General features: G+C 53.7%; 10 protein-coding genes. 3 read left to right on the top strand and 7 right to left on the bottom strand.

What is annotated here, in order from left to right; genetic code table 11:
- Positions 1 to 153 precede the first annotated feature (153 nt).
- The 5 genes from C4S74_RS04510 to C4S74_RS04490 form a co-directional block, all read right to left on the bottom strand.
- Positions 154 to 1,962 carry a sensor histidine kinase gene (locus C4S74_RS04510; protein WP_103994136.1) on the bottom strand — a complete coding sequence of 603 codons (1,809 nt, stop codon included), beginning with the start codon at positions 1,960 to 1,962 and terminating at the stop codon, positions 154 to 156.
- Positions 1,963 to 2,973 carry a response regulator gene (locus C4S74_RS04505; protein WP_103994135.1) on the bottom strand — a complete coding sequence of 337 codons (1,011 nt, stop codon included), beginning with the start codon at positions 2,971 to 2,973 and terminating at the stop codon, positions 1,963 to 1,965.
- An 87-nt stretch (positions 2,974 to 3,060) separates the two neighbouring features.
- Positions 3,061 to 4,620, bottom strand: a complete 1,560-nt coding sequence (locus tag C4S74_RS04500) for an extracellular solute-binding protein (protein ID WP_103994134.1) — start codon at positions 4,618 to 4,620, stop codon at positions 3,061 to 3,063.
- A 60-nt stretch (positions 4,621 to 4,680) separates the two neighbouring features.
- Complete coding sequence (locus C4S74_RS04495) at positions 4,681 to 5,547, bottom strand: carbohydrate ABC transporter permease (protein ID WP_103994133.1); 867 nt, start codon at positions 5,545 to 5,547, stop codon at positions 4,681 to 4,683.
- A gap of 15 nt (positions 5,548 to 5,562) precedes the next feature.
- Positions 5,563 to 6,525 (bottom strand): sugar ABC transporter permease, encoded by a 963-nt coding sequence (locus tag C4S74_RS04490; RefSeq protein ID WP_103994132.1) that lies wholly within the window; start codon positions 6,523 to 6,525, stop codon positions 5,563 to 5,565.
- 206 nt (positions 6,526 to 6,731) lie between these two features.
- On the opposite strand from C4S74_RS04490, the gene C4S74_RS04485 reads away from it, so the two are divergent.
- Complete coding sequence (locus C4S74_RS04485; protein WP_103994131.1) at positions 6,732 to 7,001, top strand: DNA-binding protein; 270 nt, start codon at positions 6,732 to 6,734, stop codon at positions 6,999 to 7,001.
- A gap of 47 nt (positions 7,002 to 7,048) precedes the next feature.
- Positions 7,049 to 7,762, top strand: a complete 714-nt coding sequence (locus C4S74_RS04480) for a TioE family transcriptional regulator (protein WP_103994130.1) — start codon at positions 7,049 to 7,051, stop codon at positions 7,760 to 7,762.
- A gap of 239 nt (positions 7,763 to 8,001) precedes the next feature.
- Here the strand turns inward: C4S74_RS04480 and C4S74_RS04475 are convergent, their stop codons facing one another.
- Positions 8,002 to 10,530, bottom strand: a complete 2,529-nt coding sequence (locus tag C4S74_RS04475; RefSeq protein ID WP_103994129.1) for a DUF4855 domain-containing protein — start codon at positions 10,528 to 10,530, stop codon at positions 8,002 to 8,004.
- Between the two features lie 449 nt (positions 10,531 to 10,979).
- Here C4S74_RS04475 and C4S74_RS04470 point away from each other — a divergent pair, with 449 nt between their 5' ends.
- Complete coding sequence (locus C4S74_RS04470; protein ID WP_103994128.1) at positions 10,980 to 12,050, top strand: hypothetical protein; 1,071 nt, start codon at positions 10,980 to 10,982, stop codon at positions 12,048 to 12,050.
- Between the two features lie 374 nt (positions 12,051 to 12,424).
- Here C4S74_RS04470 and C4S74_RS04465 read toward each other — a convergent pair whose 3' ends face one another.
- The gene (locus C4S74_RS04465) at positions 12,425 to 13,474 is read right to left on the bottom strand and encodes a lytic polysaccharide monooxygenase (protein ID WP_103994127.1); all 1,050 of its coding nucleotides are present in this window, start codon (positions 13,472 to 13,474) and stop codon (positions 12,425 to 12,427) included.
- Positions 13,475 to 13,993 lie beyond the last annotated feature (519 nt).

Raw genomic sequence — 13,993 nt, 5'->3', positions numbered from 1 at the left:
TCATTTCATGCCTATTATAAGTTCCGCCGGACCGCAAACCCATGACGCCTTTTAATCTTCATTGTGTTTTTTTAATTTCCGCCGCCTCCGCAAAATAAAAAAATGCCTGCTCTATTCGAACAGGCGATGCTTGCTGTAACACCCGGTTCCGGCTCAGGAACCGATATTCGGAAAACGGATGGAAATCAAGGTGCCCTGGCCCTGGATGCTGCTTATGGACAGGCCGTATTTCTCTCCGAATACGAGCTGAATGCGGCGGTGCACGTTCATAAGCCCGATCCCTCCGTGCCCTTTGCGGCCGGCAAGGGTGGAATCCGCCAGCTGGTTGGATTCAAGCTGGCGCTGCAGGGAGGCCAGCTTCTCGGGCGGAATGCCTACCCCGTTGTCCTCGATCACGATGACGAGGTCCCTGTCCTCCTCATCCGTCCAGGCGTCCAGACGGATATAATGGTAATCTTCGATTCCGTCCGCGAACGCGTGCTGAAACACATTTTCGATCAGCGGCTGAAGCGTGAGGCGGGCCGTTTTTTTCAGGAAAAACTCGGGCGTTATCCGCACATCCAGTTCGAAATCCCGGCCTACCCGGTGCTTCATGATTGTCATATAGTTCAGCACATGCTTAAGCTCGTTGACGATGGCGGTTTCTTCGATATGCGTCTGTACCGAGTAACGGAACATGGCGGCGATCGCGTCCACGATTTCCGTGATTTCTTCCGACTGCCGGATCACGGCGTAACAGATAATATTTTCGAGCGTATTGTACAGAAAATGGGGATTGATCTGGAGCTGAAGCGACTGAAGCTCGGCTTTCTGCCGCTCCAGCTCCGCGTCTTTCTTGCTCAGCTCCGTTTTGTACAAGGTATCCATCAGCTCGGACAGGCTTGCAACCATCAAATTGTAGCGGTCGATAAGCTCGCTGAATTCATTGCGTGTGCGCAGCTGGGGAATCTTCATCCAGTTTCCCTGCTCGGTCTGCCGCATGCCTCTTTTAAGAATATGGATCGGCTTCGTGATGACCCGGCCGAACCGGTACGAAATGAGCAGCGCGATAAGCAGCGTGACGCCTCCGACGAGAAACGATAAATACCGGATGCTGGCGATCGGCCTGTTAATGTCTTCGGTCGGAATCGACACCATGAGATTCCATCCCGAGTACGAGGACTTCCGGCTGACGATCATGCGCTCTTCTCCGAAAGAGGCGTCCGTGAACGAAGTCAGCTGCGTGTTTTCAAGCTTGGCCAGCAGTTCCCCGCCGATTACTTGACCGATCCGGGTTTTATCGGGATGATGCACAATCCTTCCTTCGTGATCCACGATGGAAAAGAACCCGCCCCGTCCGAGGTTGACTCCCTTCCAAAGCGTGGAGAACTCATCCGATTTGATCTGGATCGTCAAAATGCCTTTGAATTCGTTAAACACCTGGCCGTGTATTTTACGCGAAAGCGTAATCAGCTGGGTGTCGCTTTCCGAAAACACACTGTTGTTGATGATCGTCAGATTACCGTTGGAATCCGTTTCCTTGTCCAGTTCCTCCAGCGTCGCTCCGGGGACGGGATCTTGAATAATTTTCAGGGCCGGATTTACGAAGTAGACCCAGTTCTTGTTGTAATCCGTCAAATAAACGGTCATAATTTCCGGTGTTTTCAGAAAAAGCGGATCGATCACCTGCTTCTTGAGCGAATCGGTATATTGAAAATACGCATAATCGTCCTTCGGCGGCGAATCGAGAAATTTTCTTATATCCGGGTGGGTAAAAAGAGAAAGATGGGCACGTTCGTACAGCTTCAAATACAGATCCGTATGGTTGACCGCGTTGGTTACAGCTTCGATCAGATGCTGTTCGTTCTGCTGCCGCAGCTGACTGGAAGAAATATGGTAGGAAAACCAGCCGATCGACGCGGCCGTGATAATCACGACAACCGCGATATAAATAAAAATGGTCCGGGACAACGTCTTTTTCATCTATTTGATGCCCAGCTGCTGCCGGTATTCAAGCGGGGAAACGCCGGTCACTTTTTTAAACATCCGCGAAAAATGCGGGTAATTCTCGTAGCCGACCTCGTATGCGATATCGTTGGTGCGGTAACGCGGAATTTCCAGCAGCTTTTTGGCCAATTCGATCCGCTTGAGTATCCGGTACTGGACGAACGTCTCTTTGTGCACTTTTTTGAACAGAAAGCTTAAATACTGCGGGGTAATGCCCAAATAATCGGCCGTGTCTTCCAGCGAAAGCTCCTTCGTGATATGAGCGTCCATGTAGTCTTTGGCCTTCAGCATCAGATCCTGTCCCCCTCTTTGCAGCGCAAGCTCGTCGATAATTTTCAGAATGCTGACGTGCAGCATCTCGAAATAACGAAGATGATCGCCCGAATCCGGTATTTCCCCGACTGCCGGGTAAAACCCTTTCAGGGCAAGCCTTTTCTTCAGCATCGGAAGACAATCTTTCAAAAGCTGGACAAAATCGTAATCCGTCCGGGAAGCCGTAAGACAGTAGGTTTTGAGCTGCTCGAAAACCGTCTCCATTTCTTCGATCCGCATCGACCACACCGATTCCGCTATGTCTCCGATGAGATCCTCATATTTGGAAATCGACAAAGCCGGGTTCCCCTGAGAGATGAGCCGGTTCAGCAAATCCCCGATTTTAGCGGTTGTAAACGGTTTCAAAATATATTCTTTGACGCCGTACGAAATACAATTCTGCGCATATTCGAAATCCCCGTACCCGGAGATGATCACCTTCTGCACGAGAGGGTATTTGTCGTACACCTGCCTGCACAGCTCCAGCCCGTCCATTTTGGGCATGCGGATGTCGGTTAAAAGAAGCTGAGGCAGACTCTCGTTCATCCTGTCCAGCGCCTCCTGGCCGTTGCCGGCGGTTCTTACCCATTCGAAATCGTACGGCAGCTGTCCCAGCATGGCGACCAGCCCCTGACGGATCAACGGTTCGTCGTCGACCACCAAAATTCGCTTCATGCCGCCCCCTCCTTCATATAAGGATCTGATGTTGTGGAAGGCAAAAAACATTTATCCGCCCCGGAGAGTGGATAAATGTTTAAGCCGTTATTTCGAATCGCCGAGCTTGACGCCTTCTTTCTTGTTGTACCGCTCGGTTGCTTCCTTAATGATATCATTTCCGCCTTTGGCTTTCCATTCCTCCAGCACCTTCGGCCAATCGGAAATCGGTTCCTTGCCGTATACCATTTTAAGCATATGGTCGAGGATAACCGGCGGCATGTCGGAGAACTTCAACCCCGCATCGGTAAATTTGGCGCTGGACGTAAGCTCAGGCGCGAACGAAATACCGTCCCGGCCTTCTTTGGCCACGATCGTATCGAATTGATTAATGAGCTTCTTGCCGTCCTCGGTCTGGTTCAGCAGCGTACGATTCAGAGCCGTATCCTCGACAAGGCGCAGAATAACCGAGCGGAACTGCTCCTCGTACGTTTCTTCCGGCGTTTTAGGCTGCTTGTAGATCACTTTGCCGTCCTGCGTCTGATACGTATCGCCTTCGATCCCGAAGTTGAAGAACTTGTCGCCCTTATCGGTCACCATGAAATTGAGCATTTTGACGATGGCGGCCGCCTTCTCCTTGCTCACCTTGCTGTTGATATACGTCAACCCGCCGGTATAACTGTATTTCATCATGCCGCCTTTGCCGTCGTCGCCGACCGGAGACGGGATGATGACGACTTCGGATTTCGGATTCGTCACCTTCGTCGTGTTGATCCATGTCATGAGCAGGTTGGCGTTGTGATTCCAGATGCCGGATTTGCCCGCATTAATGTTGTTCGTCCATTTGTTGCCGTCCACGCTGGCGAAGTCTTTGGTCATCAGCCCTTCGTCGTACATCGTTTTATAAACCTGGAGGGCTTTCTGCATCTGCTCGACTTTAAAAAACTTCGGCACGACCTCGTCGCCGATTTTCTCGAACATCGTGCTGTAAGGCATGACATCGTAGGCCCCGAAAATAAAATCGGAGTAAACGAAATTTTGCCGGAAAGCGAACGGCTGCTCGACTCCGTTCTTTTTCATGGCCCGCAGCACATTCAGAAACTCGTCGATCGTCTTCGGAGCGGGCAGCCCCGTCGCGTCCAGAAGATCCTTGCGGATAAACGTGGCTCTCCGGGTCGGCACCGACAAATATTCCGGAATGGCGTAAATTTTTCCTTTGTATTTGACTTCGTCCCACGCTTCTTTTGGAATCGCTTTCAATAAATCCTGGCCGTATTCTTTCAGCAGATCGTCAAGCGGCATGAACAGCCCGCCTTTAATCGCGCCGAGCATATCCGGCCCTTCCGGAAACATCCCCTGAATGGTGTTCATGACATCGGGAATATCGTTGCTGGCGAACATGAGCGCCGTTTTGGGCTTGAATTCGGCGTGCGGCACCAGCTTGATATCCAACTGCACGCCGGTCATCTCGCCGAGCTTTTTCACCCACTTGTCGTTGTTGATATCCGTGCTGGCGAGCGCGTATTTGTTCAAGGAATCGCTCAGCGACAAGGATACTTTCACCGGTCCCGACGGTTCCTTCGGATTAGCTCCCTGGCCCGCGCAGGCCGTCAGAGCCAGAGATGCGGTCAACGTGAGGAGCAGTGCGCTTTTTTTCCATCTTTTCATGTGGATATCCCCCTTAAGGTGCGTGTGTTAACCCCTTGTACAGCATCCTGCGGTCCCGGATTAAGACTTGATCGATCCGATCAGCATTCCTTTAATGAAATGCTTCTGCAGGAACGGATAAACAAGCATGATCGGGATCGTCGCGATGACGATGACCGCCATTTTGAGGCCTTCCGGTGACAAGTTGGCTATATCGCCCGCCGTATTGGCAAGGTCTGAGGAATCCGTGACGACGTATTCCCTCAGCTTCACCTGGAGCGGGAACAAAGCCCGTTCGTTAATATAATAAAGCGCGTTGGAATAGTTGTTCCAGAGGGCTACGGAATAAATGATGCTCATCGTGGCCATTGCCGGCTTGGAAAGCGGCAGAATCATCGTCCACAGGATGCGCATCTCCCCCGCTCCGTCTATCCGGGCCGACTCGATAAGCTCGTTCGGGATCGACTGGAAGAAGGAGCGCATCACGAACAGGTTAAACGCGCTGATCGCGCCGGGAAGCATGAGGGCCCACAGGCTGTCGAGCATCCCCAGCGACCGGATGAGCAGGTAGTTCGGGATCAGGGGCGCGTGGAAGATCATCGTGATCAGCACGAGCACGAGAATCCCTTTGCGCTCCCTGTATTCGGTCCTGGACAGCGGGTAAGCCAGGCTGGCCGTCATCACCAGCGCAATCAGCGTCCCGGCGACCGTGACGAGCGCGCTGATGCCTAAGGCCCTCCAGATCGCCGTCTGCTGGAGCACGGTGGTATAGTTCGACAGTGTCCAGTCGGAGGGCCACAGCAGAACGCTGCCGCTGCTGAGCGCTCCGGCTCCGCTGAACGATTTGGCTATGATGTTCAGGATCGGCAAAACCATGGCAAGCGAGATCAGAAGCAGCAGCACGGGATTGAGCAGCGCCGTCTTGCTTTGTTTTTCCAAGGGAGACAAGCTTATTCCTCCTTTCTAGTATAATCCTTCGCCGGTAGTTTTTTTGCTGAATTTATTCGCCGATACGATAAGCACGAAACCGATCACCGATTTGAACAGGCCGATGGCCGTCGTATAGCTGTATTCCCGCTGGATCAGGCCCACTCTGTAGATGTACGTATCGAGAATGTCGCCGCTTCCGTTCGTCAAAGGATTCAGGAAAACGAAAACCCTTTCAAAACCGAGATCCAGAAAATTCCCGATCTGCAGCAAAAACAAAATCGTAATCGTCGGCATGATCGACGGAATCGTAATCGAGAACGTCTGCTTCCACCGGCTCGCCCCGTCCATCTGTGCGGCTTCGTACAAATCGGGATTGATGCCGCTCATCGCCGCGAGATAAATGATCGTGCTCCATCCGGCGTCCCGCCAGATCCCGGAGCTTACGATAATGGTGCGGATGTATGAATCCTCACCCATAAAGTACACCGGTTCCCGGCCGAAGAGGCCCAGGACATAATTGACGGCTCCGCTCGTCGGGGAGAGGAGTTCGATCACAATTCCGCCTACGACGACCCACGAAAGGAAGTGAGGCAGATAAACCGACGTCTGGACAAAACGTTTGTAAGCCGCATTGCGCAGCTCGTTCATCATCAGCGCCAGAATGATCGGAATCGGGAAGCCGAACAGCAGTGTGTAAAACCCGATAGCGAGCGTATTTCCCAGAATGCGCCAGAAATCCGCGTACTCGATCATCCGCCTGAAGTTGTCTAGCCCGATCCAGTCGCTTTGCCAGATTCCCGCGAAGATGTTGTAATCCTGAAACGCCATTACAGATCCCGTCAGCGGGATATATTTGAAGATCAGGAAATACGCGATACCCGGGAGTGACAATAGATACAACACTTTGAACCGGCTGTAATAGGAGAAAAAACCGGCCTTTTTCCTCGTTCGCTGTCTTTTCGTTCCGGCTTCGAGTCCGGTCCCGCTATAGCTCACATTCCATCACCCTTGCTTTGTTTGGTATGATTGAAGTGTACCTTACGGGCTTCTCGATCGGGATACCGTCACTTAACATGAGTTATCTTTTTTTAAGGTCCGCAATTCCTAAGAAAAAACATCAACGGCTGCGTGGTATAGTAAGCATTGCTTCAACCGCATCGTTGTAAGACATTCACACCTATACACGGAGAGGAGGTATTCTTATGCCGACTAACCTTCAAGACGATCCGGATAAAAAAGCCGCGTCGTCCGCACCCGATTCGGATTTTCCCGCAGGCTTGTCCAAGCCCGCTCTCCGCGCGCTTGCCGGAGCCGGCTTTCAGCGGCTGGAACAACTGACTCGGGTTACCGAGAAAGAGCTCCTGCAGCTGCACGGCATGGGCCCCAAAGGGATTAAAGTGCTGCGCCCCGCTCTGGCGGCCAAGGGCTTGTCTTTTGCCGCAGAGTCCGGAGCATCCGGAAAATCGTCCTGAACGAACGTTAAAACCCGCCGCTTTCCGTGCGGAGAAAGGTCGGAGATTTGGACACCTACAAGCCCATCAATATAGCCCGGAGGCTGAACATCAGCACGAGCGCCCTGCGGCATTACGAATCGTGGGGCGTCGTACCCGCACCGGACCGGGCCGCTAACGGGTACCGCCTGTACACGAATTTACACCTAGCTTATTTCCGCTGTCTGCGCGCCATGTTCCCCGCCTTCGGCGTCGGAATCAGCTGTGACGTGCTGCGCCATATCCAGCGCGGCGATATGGACAGCGCGTTCTGGCTCGTCAGCCGTGAGCAGTCCGTTCTCCAGCATGAAAAAGCGGTGGCCGACAAGACGCTCGCTCTCCTGCAGGACCCCGAGCTGCCGATCCTGGCCAACAAAAAGCTGAAAAGCGCGATGACCATCGGCGAGGCCGCCTCTCTCACCGGTGTCCAGGACTCCGCTATCCGCCACTGGGAGAAGGAAGGACTGCTCAAACCGGGAAGAGATCCCGACAACGGTTACCGGATCTTTACGCCCATGCACATCCGGCAGATTCTGCTGATCCGCACGCTGCGCAGAACGGTTTATTTCCTGGAAAGAATGAAGGATATCGTACAAGCCGTGGAACACCAGAGCATCGGGAAAGCGAAAAAAGTGACGGAGCAGGCTCTCCTGAGCATTCATGAAAGGAACCGGCAGCAGTTCCGGGCCGTGTCGGAGCTCGTCGAGCTTTGCAAAGAAGCGGGTTTGATGGAACGGGATTAATCCCGCCGCCCTCCCCCTTGCATGTCTGTACAAAAAAACCGCCCGGCTTCCCTTGAAGGAAGCGGGCGGCGTTTCTATGGGGCCTTCCTGTGCGTATACGCAGGCATGCCGGAAGTATACCAGGGTCAGGCCCTTTTTATTTCGACGCATGCTTGAACAGCAAACTTTGGTTGCTCTTGCAGCCTTTGATCATGGACGCAGTCACCGCGGGCGATAAAGAGCGGAATGCCGGCCGGCGGCTATTTCAAGATTTTACCCGCAACGGCAGAGAGGTCCTGATTGTCGATTTTTCCGTCCTTCTTGATATCCAGGTGTTTGATCTGGTCCCAATCCGGACTTTGTTTCGTTTTTCCGTACGGAGCCGCCACGATAGCCAGGTCGCCGACGCTCACTTTGCCGTCCCCGTTATAATCTCCCGGTACCGATCCCGGATTTTGTACCGTCAGCGAAGACGGTCCGGCCTCCGTTTCTTTTCCTTCACGGTCACCCAGCACCGCATTCGTGACAGAGACGACTCCTTTGATCGTCTCGTTGTCCTTTTTGCTGCGGAAGGTAAATTCCAGCAGCTTGGCGGGACCGTTCACGGCATGGCTGTCGCCTTGACTGGCCACCAGGAGACGGAGCTGTCCCGGCGTTTTCTTGTCGGTTTCGAGCAGGGAAAGTCCGTCCAGGACAGGCTTCGCCGAAACGAACTCCATGAAGGAGGCATCATATTCGACCTTAAGGTCCTGCGCGTACACCGCCTGCGAACCTCCCGTCAGCCCATAGGTGACGGAGAACTTCTCTCCCGCCGGAACCGTTCCGCTGCCTGTGAGTACGGTCTGCCAGCCCGTCTGGCCCGCCGCAATCGTCACTGTCACCGTGGCGATGTTGGAATCCGTCTTGCCGTCGCTGGCTTTGAACGTGAACGTATCGGTCCCGGTCTGGCCCTTGCCCGGCGTATACGTGAACGTTCCTTTGGACGCATCCGTCACTGCGGCATTTCCCTTGGCGCCGTTACGCACAATGCTGTAAGTCAGCGGATCGCCGTCTTCATCCGCCGCCGGCAGAGTACCGGAGACGGGCGTATCCGGCGCGGTGCTTAGCGCGCTGTCCGAAGCGACCGGAGCCCCGCCGGCTGCCGGTCCGTTTTTCGTGAACTCGTAAAGCTTGTCGTACAGGCCGCGGATCTCGGGATCGGAGCTTGCCGCCGCCCGGGCCATGACAGGCCCGCTGCCTTTATAGTAAGCCTTGAATGCGCTTCCCTTATAGCCGAACTGTTCGCCCGCATCCAGATATTCCAGGAATCTTTTGCGGAATACGGCATCGGTCAGCATCCGGTCGTCGAATTCAAGCTCGACGCCCATTCCGTAACGCTTGGCCGTTTCGGCCGCATCCTGCAGGCGGTCTATGTTCAGAGGTTCGAAATAATAGTTCGGCTGGAAAGTGACCGCGTCAAAACCTACATCCTTCCACATATAGCTTTTGTACGCGAGGAAATGGGGAATCCAGAACGACTTCAGCCCTTTCTCGTGAACGAGACCGTTCGTAAAACGCAGCAGGTCCGGCCCCGTACTGCTTGTTCCCACCTGCTCCTGCAGCCAGTAGTAACCGGAAAGCTCCAGATTGGAATAGTTCTTCTCTTGGAACTTGCGGCTGACCTCGTCGATCCACCAGCGGATCACCTTCTGCCGGTTGGCGACGGCTTTATCCTTGCCGACCGCGCTCTCGTTGAAATTCTCGGTGATGCCGTCTCCGTCGATATCCCCGAAATCGGTCGTATACTCACCGGGATTCGGGATCATCATGACCGTTTTCGTTTTGTGGCCGGGCTGACCCAGCTTCTGCCCGACTTCCTTCGTCGCTTCGTTCAGCTGCTCCAGGTCCCCCTGAGCCGCGAACGTTTTATCCAGGTACCAGTTCCAGTCGGTCAGCAGCGCCGCCCCTTCCCCGAAATCGCGTCCTTGAGGGGACTGCAGGCCGAGGACAAGCGCTCCGTCAAAAAACCAGTCGACAGGCTGTCCTTCCTTGTTCACATAACCGATCTCGGGAACGAGTTTTTCCTTCGTCATTTTGACGCCGTCCGAGTAGTAGCCGTTATACAGCAGCGAGAGGTTGCGGATACCGGCCGTATTTTCACCGGGCTGCATATAATCGAATGCTTCCGCCGGCACCTGCTTCGCCCCTTCGATTTTCCCGTCGGTGCCCCAGATCTCAATTTCGTCGATAAACTCCCACGCCTTCGGATGCATGGAGAACGCCACTTTGACATAACGGGCGTAGGCCATCTTCGCAGCGGAACCCGCATTCGGAATGCCGTCCTTCGTTCCTTCCCACGTATAGAACTGGTCGACGGGAGGACCGTCCACCCACAGATGCTCCGTCGCTTTATGGGCAACCGTGCCCCAGTTCTGCTTGTCGTCCGACACATACATGGAGACCGTCAGAGGGAAAAGAACCGCCGAGCCCGGCCAATCCTGTAAAAAATGGGCCCGGATCTTGGAAATAGACTTGGCCTCTCCGAGGTCGAAAACAATCTCACGGGTCCGCTTATTCAAGCTTCCGACCCAGGACGGGTCCGTCACATTGGCGCTGCCGATCACTCCGTCGGTAAGCTTGCCGGTCGTATCCGGATAGCTTGAATGGGGAGCTTCGGACCATTCATACTTCAAGCCTTTGGCAAGGTTCCGCATTTCAGGCTGAGCCTGAGCGCCGTATGCCTGGGGAAGCATCGTCGCCATCAGGGTCACTCCCAGTGCCAGCGACAGCCATTTTTTGTTCGAACTCATAATTTCCCTCCTAAAATAATGATTATGAAAGCGCCTACACTGTAACCTTAAGAGACACGCCTTTCCAATAAAAGAGATAACTTCTGACTTTTATATACACTTCTTTACTTCCCGCCTTCCGCTCCCGCATCCTGAAATTTTTCTGTGAAAGGACCCGTACAGGCTTCCGTCTTCTCTTCCAGACTTGACTAAAAGGCAAAAAAACCGCTCGTCGCGGCCTTCCGCAGCCGCCAGGCTTTTGAAGCGGATCGGACCTGCCTTAGCTTCTCTCTTTCTTTTTTTGCCGCCCTTAGGGTCGTATCCGCTTCACTTTGTTAACCCCTGAAAATCGGTCAAACCTCCGCAAAAAGTCAAGCTTGACAGCTTCCCCTATGGGCATATGCATAAGCAGCCGTCTTGATCTTGAATAAAGTGTCGTAGTTCCCTATAGAAAGGCAGGACTGCGATCCATGCTTAAAGCAATCCCTCACCGGAGAAAAAAATTACCGAAAGTCATTGCTACAATCCCTGTCAATTCTCCCCTGCACGTGGCCGTTAACCGTAAAACGAACCGGGTATATGTAACCCGGAGTCTGGATGCGCTGGCTGTCATCAACGGCCTTACAAATCGTGTCATCAAAACAATCCCTATCGATAACGCCCCGAATTATCTGGTGGTCAATACCCGCAAAAACCGCATTCACACATTAAATACGGCGGTAACGTCAAATCCGCGCGGATTTACCGGAAGCGTGAGTCTGGTGAACGGCGTCACGAACCGGCTTGTTTCTTCCGTTAACGTCGGCAAGGACGGCGCGGATATCGCCTTGAATCTCGCAACCGGCCGGGTGTATGCCGTCAATGCGGGCAGCGACTCGGTTACCGTAATCAACGGCCGGACCAACAAAATCGTCACAACCGTTAAAGTGGGCGACACGCCGTTTTTCGCGGCCGTCAATCCGTTTACCAACCGGATTTATGTGTCGAACAACAGCGCCGGCACCGTTTCCGTCATTAACGGAAGCCTCAATAAAGTCATCGCTACGGTTAAAGTAGGCACAGGGCCCGATAATATCGCGATAAATCCCGTGACCAACCTGATCTATGTCGCGAATACGAACAGCGGCTCCGTCTCAGTCATCCATGGAAAAACGAATAAAGTCATTAAAACGATCCGTGTCGGCGCATTTCCTGCCGATATCAAAGTCAACATCCGAACCAACCGGATCTATACCGCAAATTCGAACGCCAATACGGTTTCCGTCATCAGCGGAAAAAAACTGAAAGTGATCGACACGATCGGAGTCGGCAGCCAGCCGTCCGTCCTGGGCATCGATTCAAAAAAGAACCGCGTTTACGTCGTCAACGCTTCACCGAATTTATCGAGAGGAACCGTTTCGGTCATCAGCGGTTTCAAGAACAAGGTGATTGCCACCCTTACGGTCGGCGGCCGGCCGTCGGATCTCAAAGTGAATTCCAAATCGCACCGGGTGTATGTGACCAACAGCAGCGGTGACAGTGTATCGGTTATCCGCTCCTAATCCTGCCGCTTGGACAGCGGCAACGACTACCCTCATGTAACGCCGGGCACCGCGCGCCGGGAGCTTCGCGCGGTGCGGAAAGACAACGGGACAGCGGGGCGCCAAACGTGAAAACACCCCCGCAGCGGCGCTCCCGGACCCGCAATTATGCCCCCGCCGGTTTACCCTATGGCGGGAAACGACTAAGCCCGGCCGTTCATCCCGATGAACGGCCGGGCTTCTCATGTCATCCGGGCAGGGTGCCTGCGGTATAGGGCTTGCCTCATACTTGCATACAACAGCCCCTATAAGTTAAGTTTAAGTGCTCCCACGACAAAAAAGATGACTTCCGAATACCCGGAAGTCATCTTGGATCGATCGATCAGCGGCGGCTGTTATGCAATTACTTTCCAAACGCCGGAGCTGCTGCTTGGTGTTTCGCCTTGCGTCCACCATTTGGCTTCGTAGTTCACGCCGTTGTGCGTAACTTTGCTTCCACCAGGGTAAGCAGTCGAAGCGTTCCAGGCCGGGTAAGTCGTGCCTGCGACGGTCGTGAAGCTGGCGGTGTTGCTTGCTGCCGATACATTGCCGGCTGCGTCAACTGCTTTGACCGTAATCGCGTAGGCCGTATTTGCCGTCAGCCCCGTCAGGTTGAAGCTGAGCGCTCCGCTGGTCGTGCCGATTTGAGTGGAACCGTTGTAGATCCGGTAGCCGGCTACACCGACATTGTCGGAAGATGCCGTCCAGGATACGGTAGCGCTTGTAGCGGCAACATTGGAAGCCGTCAGGCCTGCAGGCGCAGTCGGAGCGGACGTGTCGGGAGTACCCGGGGAACCGCCGAAGTTTACGTCGATTACGTTATAGAAAGCGTTTGCCGTATCTGCGATTTCCCATACGGCCAGGATAACTTGATAGCCTGTTCTGCTTGGAACGTTACACGTGTCGGAGTACGAACCGGAAGGCTGTCCCTTGTACGGCACGTTGCAGAAAGGCGTCAGGTCGAAGGAAGCGCGGGTCAGAGGCGCGTTCGGATTCCAGTCCTGCTTCGTAATGTAATATTTCCAGGCGGAAGTGGCATGCGGAACTTTCAGCGTCCAGTTGAAAGTCGTCGGGCCCGGGCTGAGGTTTACTTTCGTCCAGCGGGTGGACGACTGCTCGTCGAGCGGTGCGAACAGGCCGTTCGCGCTTGCGATTTTACCGTCGGCAGGTCCGGCAGCAGGGAAGCCTTTGAGCGCTTCCAGGCTGTAGGGCTCGTAAATAATGAGACCGCAGTTTTTGTTCACTCCGCTTGCGCAAAGAGCCGCACGGCTGGACGGGTTGCTGACATACCCGTGAGCGGAAGCTTTGTTTTCCAGCAGAAGAAGCATGGCGATGGACAGCACGAGCATCATGGCTCCGGCCGCAAGCATCTTGATCATCCCTTGATAGGGCAAACGAGTGGTCACTATAAATTCCTCCTTTTAATGGGCAATGAAAATGAAACCGTTTTAACAAATGCCGGCTCTGGGACCGGGTTAAGCTGGATCATGAACGGGCAGCGGTAGGATCATTCCTGCGATACCCCTGCATCCTCCTCCTTTCACAGGTAAGCGGCCTGCTGCATTAAAGCGTGCGCGCCTCTTTACGATCACGGCTGTATGCGTAAGCGATTTCAAAACAGCCGGTACATAAGCTGCATGGCCACAGCTATTCGGCTGGAACGTGGAACCGGGTGCATACGGCCGAAAATACACCTCATATTATACCTCATATTACATATTATACAAGAACATGACACAAATGTTTATTTTCTTTTTAAACCAATAAAGTAAAAATTATTTTCTTCAAAATAAAAAACACAAATCCCTCGTAAATGGATGTGTGTTTTATAAAATGGCCTGCGGCGGCAGGAGCTTCCTCTTTCCAGGATGCCGGGCGTTTTGTCCCTGTTAACGCGGGTCCCGAGAACATATCCGTCCTCCCTC

The organism is Paenibacillus sp. UNC499MF, assembly GCF_900107975.1.
Lineage (GTDB): Bacteria > Bacillota > Bacilli > Paenibacillales > NBRC-103111 > Paenibacillus_F.
Note: the sequence above shows the minus strand (reverse complement) of the source record. Positions and strands in the feature narration are given on the sequence as shown.